The sequence below is a fragment of the Arthrobacter sp. genome (genome assembly GCF_031988865.1).
Classification (GTDB): domain Bacteria; phylum Actinomycetota; class Actinomycetes; order Actinomycetales; family Micrococcaceae; genus Arthrobacter_B.
The window spans coordinates 1,012-19,376 of record NZ_DALZXY010000055.1 but is presented as its reverse complement, the minus strand read 5'-3'; the positions used below and the strand labels follow the sequence as shown (position 1 = coordinate 19,376).

At 67.1% G+C, this 18,365-nt stretch carries 22 protein-coding genes; 11 read left to right on the top strand and 11 right to left on the bottom strand.

What is annotated here, in order from left to right; translation table 11 throughout:
• Positions 1 to 16: 16 nt before the first annotated feature.
• The 5 genes from RTN46_RS10985 to gluQRS all read right to left on the bottom strand — a co-directional run bounded on the left by RTN46_RS10985 (position 17) and on the right by gluQRS (position 6,082).
• The gene (locus tag RTN46_RS10985; protein WP_312181331.1) at positions 17 to 1,753 is read right to left on the bottom strand and encodes a biotin carboxylase N-terminal domain-containing protein; all 1,737 of its coding nucleotides are present in this window, start codon (positions 1,751 to 1,753) and stop codon (positions 17 to 19) included.
• A complete protein-coding gene (locus tag RTN46_RS10980) occupies positions 1,750 to 3,669 on the bottom strand; it encodes a carboxyltransferase domain-containing protein (protein WP_312181329.1) in 1,920 nt (639 codons plus the stop codon). The genes RTN46_RS10985 and RTN46_RS10980 overlap by 4 nt, the downstream gene beginning before the upstream one ends.
• The gene (locus tag RTN46_RS10975; protein WP_312181327.1) at positions 3,666 to 4,424 is read right to left on the bottom strand and encodes a 5-oxoprolinase subunit PxpA; all 759 of its coding nucleotides are present in this window, start codon (positions 4,422 to 4,424) and stop codon (positions 3,666 to 3,668) included. The genes RTN46_RS10980 and RTN46_RS10975 overlap by 4 nt, the downstream gene beginning before the upstream one ends.
• A 111-nt stretch (positions 4,425 to 4,535) precedes the next feature.
• A complete protein-coding gene (locus RTN46_RS10970; RefSeq protein WP_312181325.1) occupies positions 4,536 to 4,979 on the bottom strand; it encodes a nitroreductase family deazaflavin-dependent oxidoreductase in 444 nt (147 codons plus the stop codon).
• Positions 4,980 to 5,080: 101 nt separating this feature from the next.
• Positions 5,081 to 6,082 (bottom strand): tRNA glutamyl-Q(34) synthetase GluQRS, encoded by a 1,002-nt coding sequence (gluQRS, locus tag RTN46_RS10965; protein ID WP_312181323.1) that lies wholly within the window; start codon positions 6,080 to 6,082, stop codon positions 5,081 to 5,083.
• A gap of 85 nt (positions 6,083 to 6,167) precedes the next feature.
• Between gluQRS and RTN46_RS10960 the strand changes: the two genes are divergently transcribed.
• Positions 6,168 to 7,091: an LLM class flavin-dependent oxidoreductase gene (locus tag RTN46_RS10960; RefSeq protein ID WP_312181321.1), complete on the top strand. Its 924-nt coding sequence runs from the start codon at positions 6,168 to 6,170 to the stop codon at positions 7,089 to 7,091.
• A 47-nt stretch (positions 7,092 to 7,138) separates the two neighbouring features.
• Entirely contained in the window at positions 7,139 to 7,582 is a 444-nt protein-coding gene (locus tag RTN46_RS10955) for a nucleoside deaminase (RefSeq protein ID WP_312181319.1), read from the top strand.
• 22 nt (positions 7,583 to 7,604) lie between these two features.
• Here the strand turns inward: RTN46_RS10955 and RTN46_RS10950 are convergent, their stop codons facing one another.
• The 5 genes from RTN46_RS10950 to RTN46_RS10930 all read right to left on the bottom strand — a co-directional run bounded on the left by RTN46_RS10950 (position 7,605) and on the right by RTN46_RS10930 (position 9,968).
• Positions 7,605 to 8,018, bottom strand: coding sequence for a VOC family protein (locus RTN46_RS10950; protein ID WP_312181317.1), 414 nt, complete (start codon positions 8,016 to 8,018; stop codon positions 7,605 to 7,607).
• A gap of 138 nt (positions 8,019 to 8,156) precedes the next feature.
• Positions 8,157 to 8,591 (bottom strand): VOC family protein, encoded by a 435-nt coding sequence (locus RTN46_RS10945; RefSeq protein WP_312181314.1) that lies wholly within the window; start codon positions 8,589 to 8,591, stop codon positions 8,157 to 8,159.
• 29 nt (positions 8,592 to 8,620) lie between these two features.
• The gene (locus RTN46_RS10940; RefSeq protein ID WP_312181312.1) at positions 8,621 to 9,103 is read right to left on the bottom strand and encodes an SRPBCC family protein; all 483 of its coding nucleotides are present in this window, start codon (positions 9,101 to 9,103) and stop codon (positions 8,621 to 8,623) included.
• On the bottom strand, positions 9,100 to 9,606 hold the full coding sequence (locus RTN46_RS10935; protein ID WP_312181310.1) for an SRPBCC family protein: 507 nt from the start codon (positions 9,604 to 9,606) through the stop codon (positions 9,100 to 9,102). The genes RTN46_RS10940 and RTN46_RS10935 overlap by 4 nt, the downstream gene beginning before the upstream one ends.
• Positions 9,603 to 9,968 carry a metalloregulator ArsR/SmtB family transcription factor gene (locus RTN46_RS10930; protein WP_312181307.1) on the bottom strand — a complete coding sequence of 122 codons (366 nt, stop codon included), beginning with the start codon at positions 9,966 to 9,968 and terminating at the stop codon, positions 9,603 to 9,605. Before RTN46_RS10930 ends, RTN46_RS10935 begins: the two co-directional genes overlap by 4 nt.
• A 213-nt stretch (positions 9,969 to 10,181) precedes the next feature.
• On the opposite strand from RTN46_RS10930, the gene RTN46_RS10925 reads away from it, so the two are divergent.
• The 4 genes from RTN46_RS10925 to RTN46_RS10910 all read left to right on the top strand — a co-directional run bounded on the left by RTN46_RS10925 (position 10,182) and on the right by RTN46_RS10910 (position 12,903).
• Positions 10,182 to 11,069: a polysaccharide deacetylase gene (locus RTN46_RS10925; protein ID WP_312181305.1), complete on the top strand. Its 888-nt coding sequence runs from the start codon at positions 10,182 to 10,184 to the stop codon at positions 11,067 to 11,069.
• 83 nt (positions 11,070 to 11,152) lie between these two features.
• The gene (locus RTN46_RS10920) at positions 11,153 to 11,653 is read left to right on the top strand and encodes a DinB family protein (RefSeq protein WP_312181303.1); all 501 of its coding nucleotides are present in this window, start codon (positions 11,153 to 11,155) and stop codon (positions 11,651 to 11,653) included.
• Positions 11,654 to 11,737: 84 nt separating this feature from the next.
• A complete protein-coding gene (gene tpx / locus RTN46_RS10915; protein WP_312181301.1) occupies positions 11,738 to 12,235 on the top strand; it encodes a thiol peroxidase in 498 nt (165 codons plus the stop codon).
• Positions 12,236 to 12,315: 80 nt separating this feature from the next.
• Positions 12,316 to 12,903: an XRE family transcriptional regulator gene (locus RTN46_RS10910; RefSeq protein WP_312181299.1), complete on the top strand. Its 588-nt coding sequence runs from the start codon at positions 12,316 to 12,318 to the stop codon at positions 12,901 to 12,903.
• On the opposite strand, the gene RTN46_RS10905 is transcribed toward RTN46_RS10910, so the two are convergent.
• Positions 12,884 to 13,552, bottom strand: coding sequence for a DUF1028 domain-containing protein (locus RTN46_RS10905; protein WP_312181297.1), 669 nt, complete (start codon positions 13,550 to 13,552; stop codon positions 12,884 to 12,886). The two genes, RTN46_RS10910 and RTN46_RS10905, sit on opposite strands and share 20 nt — an antisense overlap.
• Positions 13,553 to 13,664: 112 nt before the next feature.
• Here RTN46_RS10905 and RTN46_RS10900 point away from each other — a divergent pair, with 112 nt between their 5' ends.
• From RTN46_RS10900 to RTN46_RS10880, 5 genes are all read left to right on the top strand, one after another.
• Positions 13,665 to 15,200, top strand: coding sequence for an ABC transporter substrate-binding protein (locus RTN46_RS10900; RefSeq protein WP_312181295.1), 1,536 nt, complete (start codon positions 13,665 to 13,667; stop codon positions 15,198 to 15,200).
• 6 nt (positions 15,201 to 15,206) lie between these two features.
• Positions 15,207 to 16,163, top strand: a complete 957-nt coding sequence (locus RTN46_RS10895) for an ABC transporter permease (RefSeq protein WP_312181293.1) — start codon at positions 15,207 to 15,209, stop codon at positions 16,161 to 16,163.
• Positions 16,160 to 17,065: an ABC transporter permease gene (locus RTN46_RS10890; RefSeq protein ID WP_312181291.1), complete on the top strand. Its 906-nt coding sequence runs from the start codon at positions 16,160 to 16,162 to the stop codon at positions 17,063 to 17,065. Before RTN46_RS10895 ends, RTN46_RS10890 begins: the two co-directional genes overlap by 4 nt.
• Before the next feature lie 11 nt (positions 17,066 to 17,076).
• Positions 17,077 to 18,066 carry an ABC transporter ATP-binding protein gene (locus RTN46_RS10885; protein WP_312181289.1) on the top strand — a complete coding sequence of 330 codons (990 nt, stop codon included), beginning with the start codon at positions 17,077 to 17,079 and terminating at the stop codon, positions 18,064 to 18,066.
• Positions 18,053 to 18,365, top strand: a 313-nt coding sequence (locus RTN46_RS10880; protein WP_312181287.1) for an ATP-binding cassette domain-containing protein, incomplete at its 3' end; no start/stop codon positions are given. The genes RTN46_RS10885 and RTN46_RS10880, both read left to right, overlap by 14 nt.

Below are 18,365 nucleotides of genomic sequence, written 5' to 3'. Positions count from 1 at the left end.
AGATGCCCCGGATGACTTAGGAACCGATCCGGCCCAGGGAATCCCCACGCCCGACGGCGGCACCCGGCTCGATCGCAGCGCGCGCGAAGGTTCCGGCGCGGTGGGCCCGGACGGTGGTTTCCATCTTCATGGCTTCCAGCACGGCCACGGGATCGCCCTCCGCCAGCTGCGCGCCGTCGTCGGCCACCCATTTCACCAGGCTTCCGGACATCGGCGAGGCCAGGCCGGCGGCGTCCTCGGTCCCGGCGGTTCCGGCCGCAGCGCCACCCTGTCCGCCACCGGCGCGCAGCGCGTTCAGCAGCGCCGCGGGAACCCCGACGGCCACGGCACGGCCGTCGACGTCGATGGTGATGGTTTCGCGCTCCGCGCCCGGCAGGGACGCCGCGATTTCGGGGGAGGCCGCCAGCGGTTCGGCGAACTCGGACTCGATCCAGGTGGTGTAAACGCCCAACTCGCCGGTGCGGTTGAACGCCTCGGAGCGCACCACAGCCTGGTGGAAGGGCAGCACCGAGGGCACGCCGCGGATGACCAGCTCGTCGAGCGCAGCCTTCGCGCGGCGCAGCGCCTGCGGCCGGTCCTCGCCCCAGACGATCAGCTTGGCCATCAGCGAGTCGTACTCACTCGGCACCACGGACCCGGAGCGGACACCGGAATCCATCCGGATACCGGGGCCGGTAGGCGGCTCGAACGCCTCCACCGGGCCCGGGCCGGGCAGGAACCCACGGGCCGGATCCTCGGCATTCAGCCGGAACTCGAACGCGTGTCCGTGCGGCACGGGGTCCTCCGTGAAGGACAACGGCAGGCCATCGGCGATGCGGAACTGTTCGCGGACCAGGTCCACGCCGGTGGTTTCCTCGGTGACCGGGTGCTCCACCTGCAGCCGGGTGTTGACCTCCAGGAAGCTGATCAGCCCGTCCGGGGAGACCAGGTATTCAACGGTCCCGGCGCCGGTGTAGCCGGCTTCGCGGCAGATGGCCTTGGCTGAATCGTGGATGGTCTTCCGCTGCTCGTCGGTCAGGAACGGCGCGGGCGCCTCTTCCACGAGTTTCTGGTTGCGGCGCTGCAGTGAGCAGTCGCGGGTGCCGACGACGACGACGTTCCCGTGCGTATCGGCCAGGACCTGGGCCTCCACATGCCGGGGCCGGTCCAGGAACCGTTCCGCGAAGCACTCGCCCCGACCGAAGGCAGCGACGGCTTCCCGGACGGCGGATTCGAAGGCGTCCTCCACATCTTCGAGGCGGCGCGCAATCTTCATGCCGCGTCCACCGCCGCCGAACGCGGCCTTGATGGCCACGGGCAGGCCGTGTTTCTCTGCGAAGGCACGGACCTGTTCGGCGCTTTCGGCGGGGCCGTCGGTGCCGGGCACCAGCGGTGCGCCGACACGGACGGCGATCTCGCGGGCCGTGACCTTGTTGCCAAGGTCGCGGATGGCCTGCGGTGAGGGGCCGACCCAGGTCAAGCCGGCGTCGAGCACCGCCTGCGCAAAGTCCGCGTTCTCGGAGAGGAAACCGTAGCCAGGGTGGACGGCGTCGGCACCGGCGAGCTGAGCGGCTTCGATCAGCTTGTTGATGTCCAGATAGGTGTCGGCGCCGGAGGCACCGTGCAGCGGCAGGGCTTCGTCGGCCAACCGTACGTGCAGGGCATCGGCGTCGGGATCCGAATAAACGGCAACGGAACCGATTCCGGCGTCGGCACAGGCGCGGGCCACTCGCACGGCAATCTCGCCGCGGTTGGCGATCAGGACCTTCTTCATGGTGTTCCTTCCGTGAACAACCCGGCGGCGGCCTCGGGGGAGAGGGGTGCCAGGGTATCGGGGTCTACAAAAACAAAGCGCACCGGGTGTCCGGGCGGCAGCTGAGCGGCGAGCGGTAGGTCCGCTGGCACGACGGCGGCGATCACCGGATAGCCGCCGGTCACCGGATGGTCAGCCAGGAACAGCACCGGCAGTCCCGACGGCGGGACCTGCAGCGAGCCGGCAACCACGCCTTCGCTGGGCAGTTCGCCGTCCCGGACACGTTCGAGTGGCCGGGCAGATTCGTCCGCCGGATCGGTTTCGAGGCGGACGCCGATCCGGTTGGATTCGTTGGTGGTGCGCCAGGTGTGGCCGGTCAGCGCGTCGGAGGCGCTGGGCCCGAACCAGTCCTGCCGGGGGCCGGCGGTAATGCGGAGCAGGGCCGGGGCTTTGCCGTCGCCAAACGTGCCGGGCCCGGTGCCAGCGGGCAGCGTGGACGGTTCGGGGGCGCCGACCGGCACACCGATGGACGCAGTGCCGATGGATGCAATGGACTCGTTGGATCCAGGGGGCTGGGTGCAGTTTCCGATGGGCAGCCGGGTGCCGGCCGCCAGTGGTGCCGGGCCGATACCGCTCATCGAGTCCGTGCTGCGGCTGCCGAGAACTGGGTCAACATCGATGCCGCCCCGGACAGCCAGATAGGAGCGGACCCCGCGGACGGGCGTGCCGAGGGAGAGCACTTCGCCGTCGAGCAGGGCGAACGGAGCGTTTAACGGCGCCGGACGGTCCGTGGAACCGTCGGGAGAGACCACCTCTGCGGGCAGCTCCGCGCCGGACAGCGCCAGCACGGCATCTCCGCGGGCGGTCAGTTCCAGGCCGCCGAAGAGGTTCTCGATGACGGCGGCGCCGGACGGATTCCCCACCAGCCGGTTGGCCTGCCGGGCTGAGCGGGTGTCCGCAGCGCCTGCGGCGGAGACGCCCAGATCCGCATAACCGGGGCGGCCCAGGTCCTCGATCAAGGATTGGAGGCCGGGGGAGTTGATTTCCAAGTAGGTCTGGTCGTGGACGGGTTGGAAAGTCCCGCCGTCCCTTAGCGCTGCGGATCCGCCCTCCTCCTCGCAAGCTCGGAGAGGGGACCCTGATCCTTCGCTTCCCGCTCGTTCCTCGCTCGGCGATGCGGGACTCACAGGACTTTCTAACCCGTCCACGTCTGAGTCCCCGGCATCAGTCCCGGCCTCGCATGGAGTAGTGGCCCTGGCACCGGTGAAGATAGAGGTAGTGGTGGTGATTAGTTCGCGGACAGGTTGGAAGATAACCGTGTCGCCGGGGCGGATCAGAGCCGGGTCCTCACGGGACAGGTCCCACATCGGGGCGTCAGTGCGGCCGATGAGCTGCCAGCCGCCGGGGGATTCCCGCGGGTAGACCGCGGAGTACTCGCCGGCCAGCGCCACGGAACCAGCGGGTACTGCGGTGCGCGGGCTGTTGCGGCGGGGCACGTTCAGGGCCGGATCGCCGCCGGTGAGATAGGTGAATCCGGGAGCGAAGCCACCGAAGCCGCCGAGCCAGTGGGTGCCGGAATGCGCCCTGACGACGGCTTCTTCGGAGAGACCGGTGAGGCGGGCCACCTCGGCGAGGTCGCCGCCGTCGTACACGGTGTTAATGGTGACCGTGCGGGTATCGGGCGCCTCGGCGTGCGCAAGGTCCAGGGTTTCGATGACTCCGGCGGCAGCTACGGCCTCGCGCCGGCCGGCAAAGCGGACCAGCACCGTGCCGGCGGCCGCGAGGACGTCGACCTGCCCGGGCAGGGGGTGCGCCTTGAGCTGGGCATGGAGTGCGGTGACATCAGCCAATGAGGCAAGCTCGACCAGAAGGGCGCGGGTGCCTGCCGGACGGATGCCGGTGATCGGCGCTGTCCTTATCCGAACCTCCGGCCTCATACGAAACTCTGGATGGTGACGCCGGCAGTTTCCAGGCCGGTCCGGACGGCGCGGGCCATGGCGACGGCGCCCGGGGTATCGCCGTGGACGCAGATGGACTCGGCGTGCATCGGGATCTCGGTTCCGTCCACTGCCGTAAGGGTCCCGCGGGTGGCCAGGCGGACCATATTGGCGGTGACCTGCTCCTCGTCGTGGAGCACGGCGTTGGGCTCACGGCGGGAAACCAGGGTGCCGTCGGGGTTGTAGTTCCGGTCCGCGAAGGCTTCGGCCACACCGCGCAGTCCGGCGGCGGCGGCCTTGTCCAGGGCGACGGCACCGGGCAGCAGCAGGACGGGAAGGTCCTTGTCGAAGGCACGGATGGCGTCAATGACCGCGCCGGCGTGGACTTCGTGGTGGACGATCGTGTTGTAAAGGGCGCCGTGCGGCTTGACGTACCGGATTTCGGAACCGGCGGCCCGGGCCAGGGCCTGCAGGGCGCCGAGCTGGTAGAGCACGTCATCGGCCAGCTCGGTGGCCGAGCAGTCCAGGAAGCGCCGGCCAAACCCGGCCAGGTCGCGGTAGCCCACGTGCGCGCCGATCGTGACGCCGGCGGCAACCGCGTCGCGGCAGGTCTGCGCAATGGTGGAGGGGTCGCCGGCGTGGAAGCCGCAAGCCACGTTCGCGCTGGAGACGGAGCCGAAGACGGCGGCGTCGTCGCCCATCGTCCAGTTGCCGAAAGATTCTCCAACGTCGCTGTTCAGGTCAATGACCGGCATGGTGGTCCTCTGCACATCAAATCGGGAATGGTGTCCCTTCAGTGTGCTTCATCACGTTGGATTGTTCAACAATCCGGGGGCAGCTGCACGAGGCTGCCGGTGCGGGAACCGTTAGCCGACGTCCATCCGCTCCAGCACAAACACGGGAATTTCCCGATCGGTCTTCGCCTGGTAATCGGCATAGGGCGGGTACGCCGCGACGGCGCGTTCCCACCACTCGGCCTTCTCCTCGCCGGTCACTTCACGGGCCAGCATGTCCCATTTCTGCGGACCATCCTGCAGCTCCACATGCGGGTGGGACTTCACGTTGTAATACCAGAGCGGGTGCTTCGGAGCACCACCGAGAGAGGCCACCACGGCATAGTCACCCTCGTGCTCCACCCGCATCAGCGGTGTCTTGCGCAGCTTGCCGGTTTTGGCGCCTTTGGTCGTCAGCAGGATGACCGGACGCCCGCCCAGCGTCGTGCCGCGGGTACCGCCGGAGGACTCAATCTCCGCGGCCTGCTTTGCTGACCAATTGCTGGGGCTGGGGACATACTCACCGGTGAGGGGCATGGCACCAGTCAACACCGCAGCGGCGGAATCTGGCCAGACCCCGTGCACCGGCGGCGGCAGCGGGAGCGCCGGGACCTGCAACCGGAGCCAGGAGCGGGGACTCAGGAAACCGGAGGCTCGAAAACCCACGGGGTCAGCGGCAGCTTGGCCGGGTCAAAGGCGGCCAGCGCCTCGGGCAGTGTCCCTGGCAGCCCCAGCGACTCCAGGATCATCGCCGTCGCCTCCTGGGCAGAAATCCCCAGGTCCGCTAAACCGCCCAGCGTCACCGCACCGTCGCGCTTCGCCAGCCGCTTCCCGGTCCGTCCCAGCACCAGCTGCACGTGCACGTACTCCACCGGGGGCAGTCCCAGCAGCGAGGCGAGGTAGGCCTGGCGGGGTGTGGAGGACAGGAGGTCATCGCCGCGGACCACCTGGTCGATGCCCTGAGATGCATCGTCGACGACGACGGCCAGGTTGTAGGGCGGGACGCCGTCATTGCGCAGCAGCACCAGGTCATCCACCACGCCGGTGTAGTCACCGTGCAGCACGTCATGCACGGTGAATTCGGAAACCTCGGAGCGAAGCCGCAGGGCCGGCGGACGTTGGCGGCGGCGCTGCTCCCGTTCAGCCTCGGAGAGGTTGCGGCACGTCCCGGGGTAGGCGCCGGGCGGGGAATGCGGGGCGCGGGGCGCGTCGGAGATTTCGCTGCGCGTGCAGTAGCACTCGTACACCCGGCCTTCGCCCTGCAGCCGGCGGATCGCCTCAAGATACACAGGAGTCCGGTCTGACTGACGGAGCACCTCCCCATCCCAGTCCAGCCCCACGGCCGCCAGATCCCGGAGCTGGGCGGCCTCGGCACCGGCGCGGGCCTGGTCAAGATCCTCCACGCGGAGGAGGAACTCCCGCCCGGTGCTGCGCGCGAACAGCCAAGCCAGCAGTGCCGTCCGAAGGTTGCCGATGTGAAGCTCCCCCGACGGGCTGGGGGCAAACCGGCCGGCTCCGGCCGGGAAGGCCGCAGGGGAACCGGGGCCGCCGGCCGGAAGAGTTTCGGGGGCGGCGGGAGCGCCGGGGGAGGCCGGAGAGCCGGGAGAGCTGGGAGGGACTGCGGGAAAATCAAGGGGCACGCCTCCCAGCCTACAAAGCCCGGGGCCCGGACGCGGCACGGGAGGTCTAGGCTGGCCCCATCCGCCACTCTGCCGGGAGGCCAGCATGCCGGACTACGGCCGTGACTTGTTATTCGGTGCGTTCATCACGCCCGTATCCACCCCGCCCCAGCAGGCCGTGGAGCTGGCCCGAACGGCCGAAGCCGCCGGACTGGACCTGGCCGCATTCCAGGACCACCCCTACCAGCCGCGGTTTCACGACACCTGGACCCTGCTCTCCTACGTGGCGGCGCGGACCACGCGCATCCGGCTGGCCACCGATGTGCTGAACCTGCCGCTGCGGCAGCCCGTCCTCGTGGCCCGCAGCGCCGCCAGTCTGGACCTGCTCAGCGGCGGACGGTTCGAGCTCGGACTGGGTGCCGGAGCGTTTTGGGACGCGATAGTGGCCGTCGGCGGGGAGCGGCTCAGCCCGGGAGACGCCGTGACCGGACTGGAAGACGCCATCCGCATCATCCGAGGGATCTGGGACGTTACCGGAAGTGGACCGCTGCGCGTGGAAGGAACGGTGCACCAGGTCAACGGCGCCAAGCGGGGGCCGCAGCCGGCGCACGACGTCGGCATCTGGCTGGGGGCCTACAAACCCCGCATGCTCCGGCTCACGGGGGCGATGGCCGACGGCTGGCTTACCTCGCTCGGCTATCTGCGCGGAGGCCCGGGGGAGCTGGCCGGGCTGAATGCGCGAATCGACGACGCCGCCGTCGAAGCCGGACGCGATCCGTCCGCCATCCGCCGGCTGCTGAACATCAGCGGTTCCTTTGGCACCCCCGAAACAGGCACGTCCACATCCGGGCTGCTGCAGGGGCCGCCGCGGCAGTGGGCCGGGCAGCTGGCCGAGCTGGCGCTGGAAGACGGGATCTCGGGTTTTATCCTGGGCAGCGACGACGCCGCCGACCTGTCCCGCTTCGGCGCCGAGGTAGCCCCGGCCGTCCGGGAAATCGTGGCGGCCGCACGGGTGCCAGGACCTTCTTAGCTGGCGCACCCTTCCCTGCCGGGGGCTCTGGCTCCTAGTCTGGGGCCATGACATCGGAGCTGTTGCTGCCCGCCCTGAACGCCGCCCGCAAGAGCCGGTCCGAAGGGGGGATTCCCGTCGGAGCGGCGCTGTACCTCGACGGCGCAATCGTGGCCACCGGGCATAACCGCAGGCAGCAGCTCGGCAGCGTTATCCGGCATGCGGAAATGGACTGCCTGGAAAACGCCGGGCGGCTGCCCTCCGGGTCCTACCGGAGGGCTACCCTGGTCACCACGCTTTCGCCCTGTGACATGTGCGCCGGCGCAGTCCTGCTGTACGGAATTCCACACGTGGTCATCGGGGAAAACCGCAGTTTCCGGGGCTCTGAGGACCTGCTGCTGGAGCGGGGCGTGCAGATCGACGTCCTGGACAATGACGCCTGCGCCGCGATGATGGAGGACTTTATGGCCGAGTACCCGGCGCTGTGGAACGAGGACCTCGGCCGGGGCTGAATCGGACGCGGGAACGCAGGAACTACCCCAGTTCGTCCAGTTCCTGGAAGAGGGTCAGCTGCAATCCTGCCGGTCCATTAAGCCGGGAATTCAGCGACCGCCAGGGAGTCTCGCGCGGCTCTGCCACGAGTTCGGCGCCGCCGTCCACTGCCTGCCGGGTGCGGGCGGCAGCATCGTCCACCTCGAAGGCGACCCTCAGCTTCAGGCTCGGCTGCCCGTCCGCCTCAACCCGGTCGATCATCCGCACCTGCTCCGGGTTGGAGAGCTCGAGCGTGGCGCGGCCGGCATCCAGGATGGTCACCCGGGCGCCGCCGTCGCCCTGGTAAGCCTCCTGCTCCGGGAGGCCGAGGACATCGCGGTAGAACGTGAGCGCGGCATCGTAGTCTTCTGCTTCGACGACCAGCCGCAGCTGGCGGACGGGGCTGTTGTTTTCCATGTCCGGGGAACAGCAGGGCCTCCGCCGGCATTCCCGCGGGGGAAGCGCACGATGGAAAACTGCGCTGGAAACAGCACGACGGCGACGGGCGCCTTCCGTGCAGAAGTCACCCGCCGCCGTCGTACTGTGGTGCCCGGACTAAATTCCTTCCCCATACTGAACCCGTGAATCCAGCGGAATCAGCGGCTTCGTGGCACGGTCCTTGATCTGCTGGACCATCCAGGTGTTGCCGTCCGGGTCGGCGAAGCCGAACATCGTGCCGCCGTCGCGCTCGTCGAGGACCATGATTTCGCCTGCCTCGACGCCGCGTGAGAGCAGTTCCTCCCGCGCGGCGGCGGCGTCGGCCACCACCAGCTGCAGTCCCTTGATGGAGCCCGGTTCCATCTGGTCCTGGCCGGGGAGATTGCCCATAACGATGGAGCAGCCTGACCCGTGCGGTGTCAGCTGGGCGAACTCCATGTTCTCGTTCACGGTGTGGTGATCGAGCTTGAAGCCGACTCGATCGGCGTAGAACTCGATGCTGCGGGCCAGATCGCTCACCGGCAGCACGATTACTTCCAAGGTCCAGTCCATGGTTCCTCCAAAAAAGGTTTCGGCAGGCGTCAGGCAGTGGCGAAGGCCAGCATCTGCTCAAGCTTGTCGTAGCCGGCGGCCATCCCGGATTCCATACCCGAGGAGACGAAGTTATCCCGGGTTTCGACGGAGGGGTAGAGCGAATGCCCGGTAAGCCGGGACCGGCCCTCCGGAAGGTCCTCGAAGTGCATGTAATCCAGGCTCGCCTGGTCGGGGTAGCCCTCATACTCGAAGGTCTGCAGGATGAACTCGTCCCGGCGGACGTTATGGAAGACGCCCCGGAAGGCGAACTCCCCGCCGTCGCCGTCGGTCTGGACGAACCGGTAACTGCCGCCCCGTGTCGCCTCGAACCCGTCGACCCGGGTCTCCAGGGCGTCGGGTCCAATCCACTGCGCGTAGGACTCCGGGTCAGTGTGGGCGCGGAAGACCTCGCGGGCAGGGTAGTCGAACTCCCGGACGTAATCGATGTACGGAACGCCGTCGGCAACGCTCACTTCCAGCGCGTTGGTCATGATGCCTCCTGTGCGGTCCTGTTGGCGGCCAGGGTGGCCAGCAGTTCCTCGAGCCGGTCATAGCCTTCGTTCATGCCGCCTTCCATGCCGGAGGACGCCATCCCGTCGCGTGCCTCCTGGGAAGGGTAGACCGAGCGCCCGGTGAGCAGGGTCCTGCCGTCGCCCAGGTCCTCGAAGGTCATGGACTCAATGCTGACGACGTCGGGATAGCCGGAGAACTCAAAGGTCTGGATCGCGAATTCGTTCTCCCGGACGGTGTGGAAGATGCCCGTGAAGTCGTAGGGAACCCCCTCCGGACCGGTGTGCGTGTACTTGTAGGAGCCGCCGGTGGTGAAGTCGTAGTGGTCAATCTCCATCTTCATGCCCCGCGGGCCCAGCCACTGGACAATCAGCTCCGGATTCCGGTGGGCCTCGAAGACCTCTGCCACCGGGAAGTCGATCTCACGGGAATAGTCGATGAAGGGAACGCCGTCCGGAACGGACAGCTGCAGTGCGTTGGTCATGATGGATCCTTTGCCTGCGGGCCGCTGCGCGCGGCCTGGTTTTGAAGCACGGTGTCGAGGCTGCGGAACTGCTCTTCGCGGACCAGCCGGTAACGGTCAATCCATGCGGTGAGTGCCTCCAACCGGGCGGGGTTCAGGTGGACGGGCCGGCGCTGCGCGTCACGGGTTCGCGTGACGAGCCCTGCCTGCTCGAGGACCTGGATGTGCTTCGAGACCGCCTGCTTGGTGATCGCGAAGGGTTCCGCCAGTTCGTTGACCGTGGCCGGGCCCCGGGAGAGCCTGGCGATGATGCGGCGGCGCGCCGGATCGGCCAGGGCCAGGAAGGCCCGGTCGAGGAGGGTGTCGTCTTGCTGTGCAGTCATTGCGGCCAACGTTTCAGGTGTATTCAAGGTTCTTGTTTATCAACCAATCGGTTGATTACTGACGAATTTACGCCCCGGGTCCGGAGACTGCAAGGGGTCGGCCGGACCTTTTTTCAAAGATCCGGAAACTGTCAGTGCTGGATGCAAAAGGCGGCCGACGGGGGTGAAGGTCGGGCACGAAACCCACACAATGGAGTCGTCGAGGAGGAAACCATGGCCAAGAAGATCTATGTTTCAACCGGAATCGATGTCGACGCCGTCGGGGGCTGGCTCGGCTCCTATGGTGGCGAAGAGTCACCGGGCGATATTTCGCGGGGCATCTTTGCCGGCGAAGTCGGCGTGCCCCGTCTGCTCAAGCTGGCGCAGGACCGTGATATGCCGGTGACCTGGTTCTGGCCAGGCCATTCGATCGAGACCTTCCCCGAGCAGTTCGACGCCACCGTCGCCGCCGGCCACGAAGTGGGAGTGCACGGCTACAGCCACGAGAACCCGATCGCCATGACCCGCGAGCAGGAAACCGAAGTGCTGGACTACTGCATCGACCTGATCATCGACCGCACCGGCAAAGTGCCGGTTGGGTACGTGGCGCCGTGGTGGGAGTTCTCCAATGTCACCAACGAGATCCTGCTCGAGCACGGTTTCCTCTATGACCACTCGCTGATGCATAACGACTTCACGCCCTACTACGTTCGGGTAGGCGATGCGTGGACCAAGATCAACTACGATGCCGACTCAGCCCGCGACTGGATGAAGCCGCTGGTCCGCGGCAAGGAAACCGATCTGATCGAGATACCGGCCAACTGGTACCTCGACGACCTGCCTCCGATGATGTTCATCAAGGGCAGCGCCAACAGCCACGGCTTCGTATCACCGCGGGAAATCGAGCAGACCTGGAAGGACCAGTTCGACTGGGTCTACCGCGAAATGGACTACGGCGTCTTCCCTCTGACGATCCATCCGGATGTTTCCGGACGCCCGCAGAACCTGCTGATGCTCGAGCGCCTGTTCGACCACATCGCCGGCCACGACGGCGTCGAGTTCGCCACCATGGAGACCATCGCCCGCGACTTCGCCGAACGCCACCCCCGCACCGCCGGCTGACGCCGCCTTCAAGCCACCGTTTTATGACGCCGGCGGCTCCGCCCGGCTCGGGTTCCGGAACCTCCCGAAGCTACGCTGGGCGGATGCTCACCGACGAGAGAATTGATCCGCCCCTGGCCGGCAACGAACGCGAAACCCTAAACGGGTTCCTGGATTTCCTGCGCGCCAGCGCCGTGTACAAGGCCCAGGGGCTGAGCGACGCCGATGCCGCCCGCCAGGTCCTGCCCTCACCCACCACGGTCTCCGGCCTGCTCCGGCATCTGGCCGACGTCGAACGCACCTGGTTCCGGGAACGGATGGACGCGCAGTCCACCGTCACCACGCGCTGGACAGACGAGGACCCCGACGGCGAGTTCCGGGTCAGCGAAAAGGACAGCCTGGCGGAGATCATCGCCGACTACGAGGCAGCCTGCGCCGAATCCCGCGAGGTGGCCGCCCGCTACCAGCTCGATGACCTGTGCCAGGCCGAAGGGTCGCCGCACAACCTGCGCTGGATCCTGGTGCACATGGTGGAGGAAACCGGCCGGCACTGCGGGCACATCGACATCATCCGGGAACTGCTCGACGGCGTGACGGGGGAGTAGGTTCAGTCCGATTGTTGCGCTCCGACCAGCGGTTTCGCCCGGTGGCGTCCGGCAGGATGCCGCTAAGCGTGATAGACACGAACCATGGCAACCACAGCATTCAAGCAGAACCCTGTCCGCACCGCCGGTGAACTTCCCGCCGTCGGCACCACCGCCCCCGCCTTCGATCTGGTTGGCGCCGACCTCTCCGCAGTCGCCCTGGGTGACTTTGCCGGACGCCGGGTCGTCCTGAACATCTTCCCGAGCGTGGACACCGGTGTCTGCGCGCAGAGCGTCCGCCAGTTCAACGAACTAGCTGCCGGCCTGGCGAACACCGCCGTCGTGTGCGTGTCCAAGGACCTGCCGTTCGCGCTGGGCCGCTTCTGCGGCGCCGAGGGCATCGAGAACGTGGTGGCCGCTTCCGCTTTCCGCAGCAGCTTCGGCGAAGACTTCGGCCTGACCCAGGCCGAAGGTCCGCTGGCCGGCCTGCTGGCGCGCGCCGTCGTCGTCCTGGATACCGACGGCACCGTGCTGTACACGCAGCTGGTTCCGGAAATCACCACCGAGCCGAACTACGACGACGCCGTGGCGGCGCTGGCGTAGCGTTCCGCGTCCCGGCGAAGGCCCGTTCCGCATTGGCGGAGCGGGCCTTTCGTTTCGGCTGCTCGTATAGGCTCACAGACATGGCACATACTTCCGAGGGAACCGAATTCGGCCTGCCCGCCCTGGGTGCGACGGTGCGGCTGCTGAGAAAACGGCAGGGACTGAGCCTTGAGGCGTTAAGCCAGCGGGCCGACGTCAGTTTCGGTGCCCTCAGCCAGCTGGAACGGGGCATGGGCAACCCCTCCTTTGTCACGCTGAGCAAACTGGCCGGCGCCCTGGGTGTTGCGCTGACCGAGCTGATGCAGAGCTCTGCCCGGGGAGACCAGTTGGTTGTCCGGGCCGGTGAGCGGCGGGTGCTGCCCGAGGAAGGCGGCACGTCGCCGCAGGCCAGGAGGGAACTGCTCACCCCGGGGCTGCATACGCCGCTGCAGGTAATCCGGACCACGCTCCCGGCCGGCTTTTCCAACGAAGGCAATGCCTTCCGGCATCTGGGCATGGAGTGTGTGGTGGTGGAGAGCGGCAGGCTGCGCGTTGTCCACGGGGAAAGGGTCGTCGAGCTCGAGCCCGGAGACGCCATGACCTACGCCTGCTCGACGGCGCACTGGTGGGCTAATGCCGCCGACGGCGAAACCGTTGTGCTGGGGGCGGTTACACCGCTGGAGGCGTAACCGCCCCCAGCTGCCAGAGCGCAGCCAGCTGGACGAGCTTGCCCAGTGGATCCTCGGAATCGTCCACCCGCAGGTCCATCGCCAGTTCTGCGGGGTTGGTATCCGGGGCGGCCGCAGCGCAGACGATCAGCGCGGCGCTCTGCCGTCCGCGGGCATCACCGCCGGCGGCTTCGGCAGCCTGCATCGCGTTGAGCAGTGCCTGGGCGAGTCCGGCCGCTGACTCATTGCGGGCGGCGCGAAGGTCTTCGAGTTCCGTTTTCAGGACGTGGGCGGCGTCGGCCAGTACCTGCGGCCCGGCCAGAAGGTTGCCGGCGGCTACGTAATCTGTGCCGACCAGGTGGCCGGCCCAATCTGAGCAGCCGGAACCGGTGTGGGCCGCCCCCGTGCCGGCCCAGGGAAGGATGGCCACCTGGCGTTTTTCCCACTCCTGGTCCAGCTGCTGCACGGCGGCGAGTGCCGCGGCGGCTGCGGACCCGCGGCGCAGTTCAGCCAGGACATGATGGCGTAACAGTCGGTTGGTGAATGCCTGCGAGACGACGCCTCCGGCCAGGGGTGCGAGGGCGGGCACGGCGTTGCCTACGGCCAGTGAATAGCTGGCCGTGGCTGCCGCTACATGCGGTCCGCTGCGCGCTATCAGCGAGTACGTCATAAAGGTTTCCTTCTCATCACAACTTTTCTGACCTGCGAAAAGTACTTGCCATTCCGATTTCCTTCATCATAATGAAACTAACATCATTTTACTGTGGACATCTGGAGGAAAGATGCTTGGACGGCGCACAGCATTGGCATTGGTGCTTACCGGTGCCTTGGCCTTGGGGGCCTGCTCCGCGGGAGAAAGCGTGGACCTGGGCGGAGGCGCGTCGGCGGGCGGCGGCGGAGGAGCCAACCTCGTGGTCGCGATCGCGGGGGAACCCGACCAGCTCGATCCGCATATGACCAGTTCCTACTTCTCCTTTGAGGTCCTGGAAAACGTCTACGACACCCTGGTGCAGCCGGACGCCGACCTCGAGATGCAGCCCGCGCTCGCAGAGTCCTGGGAAACCAGCGAAGACCAGCTGACCTGGACCTTCCACCTGCGGGAGGGAGTCACGTTCCACGACGGCACACCGCTGACGGCGGACGACGTCGTCTATTCGTACAACCGGATCATCGACGGTGAACTGGCCAACGCCTACCGCTTCGGGTCGGTGGAGAAGGTAACGGCGGCAGATGAGCTCACCGTCGAGATCGCGCTGACCGCACCCGCCCCGAACCTGCTGTCCTCGATTGGCGGGTTCAAGGGCATGGCGATTGTCCTGGAGGAGAACGTCGAGTCCGGCGACATCAAGAACAAACCGATCGGCACTGGCCCGTTCGCCTTCGACGCCTACTCCACGGGCGATTCCATTTCCCTCACCGCCAACGCGGACTACTGGGGCGGCGCCCCCGAGATCGCCGGAGTGAACTTCCGGTTCATCTCGGAGGCAACAACGGCGCTGGCCGACCTGCAGGCCGGGGAGATCCACTGGACCGACTCCATCCCCGAGCAGCAGGTGGCGTCCCTGACCTCGAACCCCGACGTCGAGGTGGGGAAGGTCCCCAGCAACGACTACTGGTACCTGGCCCCGAACGGTGCCAAAGCGCCGTACAGCGATGCCCGGGTCCGGCAGGCCATCGCCTGGGCCATTGACCGTGACGCCATCACGCAGGCAGCGACCTACGGCAACGGAACAACAAACCAGCTGGCCATTCCGGAGACCAGCGCCTGGTACAGCGACTACGCACCGTACTCCCGGGATACCGCCAAGGCGCAGCAGCTGCTGCAGGACGCCGGGATCTCGGACCTGGACCTGGACCTGATGGTCACCACCCAGTACCCCGAAACAGTCCAGGCAGCCCAGGTGATCGCCGCCAACCTCGCCGAAATCGGCATCACCGTGAACATCCGCACCGTGGACTTTGCCACCTGGCTCGACGAACAGGCCCTGGGGAACTTCGACATGCTGCTGCTGGGGTGGCTCGGGAACATCGATCCGGACGACTTCTACTACAACCAGCACCACAGCGAAGGTGCCTCCAACGCCCAGAAGTACGCCAACAGTGAGGTCGATGCCCTGTTGGAGGAGGCCCGCGGAGAAACGGATACCGACAAGCGCCGGGACCTCTACGCCACGGCCGCCGCCCAGATCGCTGACGACGCGAGCTACATCTACCTCTACAACCCCGACGTCGTGCAGGCCTGGTCGCCGAAGGTGACGGGGTACGAAGCCCGCGGCGACCGGGCTATCCGGTTCGCCGATGTCTCGCTCGAGGAATAAGGCTTGATGAATAAAACGCTGGCACGCTTTTTGCTTCGGCGGGTGGGGCATACCGCCGTGGTCCTGCTCGGAGTCATGGTGGTGGTCTTTGTCCTGGTGCAGCTGGTTCCCGGCGACCCGGTCCGGGTGGCACTGGGAACCCGCTACACCCCGGAGTCCTACCAGGCCCTGCGGGAAGCCTCCGGGCTGGACCAGCCGATCCTGCTGCAGTTCCTCTCCTATGTGGGGAACGCGCTGACCGGCAACCTGGGGGTCAGCTTCCGCAACGGAGATCCGGTGACGCTGATCCTCCTGGACCGGCTCCCGGCCACCGCTTCCCTGGCACTCTCCGGCATGGCAGTGGCCCTGCTCATCGCCTTCCCGCTCGGGATCTACTCCGCGCTGAAAGAGGGAACGGCCGCGGACAGCGTGATCCGGGCCATCAGCCAGTTCGGCGTCTCCGTGCCGGATTTCTGGATGGGCATGCTGCTCATCATGGTCTTCTCCTCGGCCTTCGGCTGGTTCCCGCCCTCCGGCTACGTGCCGTTCGGCGACGACCCGGGTGAATGGCTGCGCCGCGTCACCCTGCCGGCGGTCACGGTTGGCCTGGTGGCCGGGTCCATCATGACCCGGTACATCCGCGCCGCCGTCCTGGACGTGGTGGGCGCCGGCTACATCAGGACCGCCAAGTCCAAGGGCCTCAAGTCTGCCGTGGTTACCGGACGGCATGTCCTGCGCAACGCCCTGGTCCCGATCATCACCATTGGAGGAATCCAGATGGCGACCATGCTCGGCGGGCTGATCGTCGTCGAGGTGGTCTTCGCCTGGCCGGGCCTGGGCCGGTTGGTCTATGACTCCGTTGCGGCCCGGGACTACGCCGTGATCCAGGGAGCAGTGCTGCTCATTGCGGTGATGTTCCTGCTGATCAACCTGCTGGTGGACCTGTTGTACGCCGTCGTCGACCCGAGGATCCGTGTCTCATGAGCGCTCCCGCACTGCAAACCGACGCCGGAACGCGTCCCCCCAAACCGCGCTCGCGGACGGTCCTCGCGCTGCTGCTGCGCAACAAGGTCACGCTGGCCGGCTGCCTCGTCCTGGTGGTGCTGGTGGTGGCCGCCATCGGGGGCCGGATGCTGGCACCGTACGGGATTAACGACGTCGACATGGCCAAGGCGCTGCAGCCGCCAAGCGCCGGGCACTGGTTCGGAACCGATGAACTGGGACGCGATGTTTTCAGCCGGGTGCTGGTTTCGGCCCGGGTATCACTCCTGGTCGGTGCCGTCTCGGTCGGTTTCGCGCTGGCAGTCGGGGTAACCCTCGGGCTCCTGGCCGGCTTCTACGGGCGCTGGCTGGACACCGTTGTGATGCGCACGGTCGACGTGCTTTTCGCCTTTCCGGTCCTGCTGCTGGCCCTGGCCATCGTGGCGGTCCTCGGCCCGGGACTGGGCACCGCGATGCTGGCCATCGGGATTGTCTATACACCCATTTTTGCGCGCGTAACGCGGGCCTCGACCCTTGCCGTCAGGGAAGAACCGTTCGTCCGGGCGTCGGTATCCATCGGTGCCGGAAGCGGACTCATCCTGCGGCGGCACATCCTGCCGAATATCACCGGTCCCATCATCGTCCAGACCTCCCTCTCGCTGGCCTTCGCGATCCTGTCGGAAGCCGCGCTGTCCTTCCTGGGCGTGGGGATCCAGCCACCGGACCCGTCCTGGGGCCAGATGCTCTACACGGCCAAGGACTTTATGGGCGATGCCTGGTGGCTGAGTGTTTTTCCCGGTGCGGCGATTTTCGTGACCGTGCTGGCCTTTAACGTCGTCGGCGACGGGCTGCGTGACGTGCTGGATCCGCAGCACCGCAGTGTTGTGGAAGCGAGGGGGAAATAGTGGAACAGCCCGTGTTGGATGTACGCAGCCTGCAGGTGCGGGTTGGCGCCGCGCGAATCGTCAATGATGTCTCCTTCTCCGTCGGCCGCGGACAGACGCTGGGGATTGTCGGCGAATCGGGGTCCGGTAAATCCATGACGGTCCTAAGCGCCACCGGACTGGTGGACAGCCCGCCGGCCGTGGTGGAAGGTTCCTCGCGGCTGCTGGGCACCGAACTGGTGGGCCTGTCCCCGGCGAAACTCCGGCAGGTGCACGGACGCCAGGTGGGGTTTGTTTTCCAGAACCCGGCGACGTCGCTGAACCCGGTGCTGACCGTGGAGCGCCAGCTGACCGAAGGCCCGGAGACCCACCTGGGCCTGACCAGGAGGCAGGCCCGCGCCAAGGCCCTGGACCTGCTGGAAGCCGTGGGTATTCCCGACCCCGAGTCGCGGTTGCGCAGCTACCCGCACCAGCTCTCCGGCGGCATGAAACAGCGGATCATGATCGCCGTGGCGCTGGCCTGTGAACCGGCACTGCTGATCGCGGACGAGCCGACGACGGCCCTGGACGTGACCACACAATCGCAGATCATTGCCCTGGTGCGGGACCTGCAAGCCCGGATGGGCATGGCCGTGGTCTGGATCAGCCATGACCTCGGCGTGATCTCCGGTGTCGCCGAGGACGTCGCGGTGCTGTACGGCGGGCAGGTGATCGAACAGGCGCCGATCAGCACCCTCTTCGCTGCTGCCCGCCATCCCTACACCCAGGGCCTGCTCCGGGCACGGCCACGGATCGGGAGCCGGGAGGAACTGGTGGTTATTCCCGGCAGCCCGCCCGATCCGAAGTCCCTGCCGCAGGGGTGCGTCTTCTTTGACCGGTGTCCGCTCCGTTCCGATCCCCGCTGTGAGACCCAGCGCCCGCCGCTGCTCGAGGCAGCTCCGGGGCACTTGATCCGATCGTTCTGCGCCGAGACTTCCGGCACCGAAGCCAATGCCTGGGAGGCCGCGAATGCACAAGCCTGAAGCCACTCCGATCCTCTCCGTGCGCAACCTCAGCGTGCACTTCAGCGTTCCGACGCCGACGGGGGTGGGCACGGTCCATGCCGTGGATGACGTGTCCTTCGACCTGCAGGCCGGGCAAACGCTGGGACTGGTGGGGGAGTCCGGGTCGGGGAAATCAACGATCGCCAATGCGCTCATGCGGCTGGAACAGCCGACGGCGGGAAGCATTGTGCTGGATGGCCGGGACGTTACGGCGGTTCAAGGCCGCGAGCTGAAGGACATGCGCCGGCGGATGGCGATGGTGTTCCAGGACCCGTTTT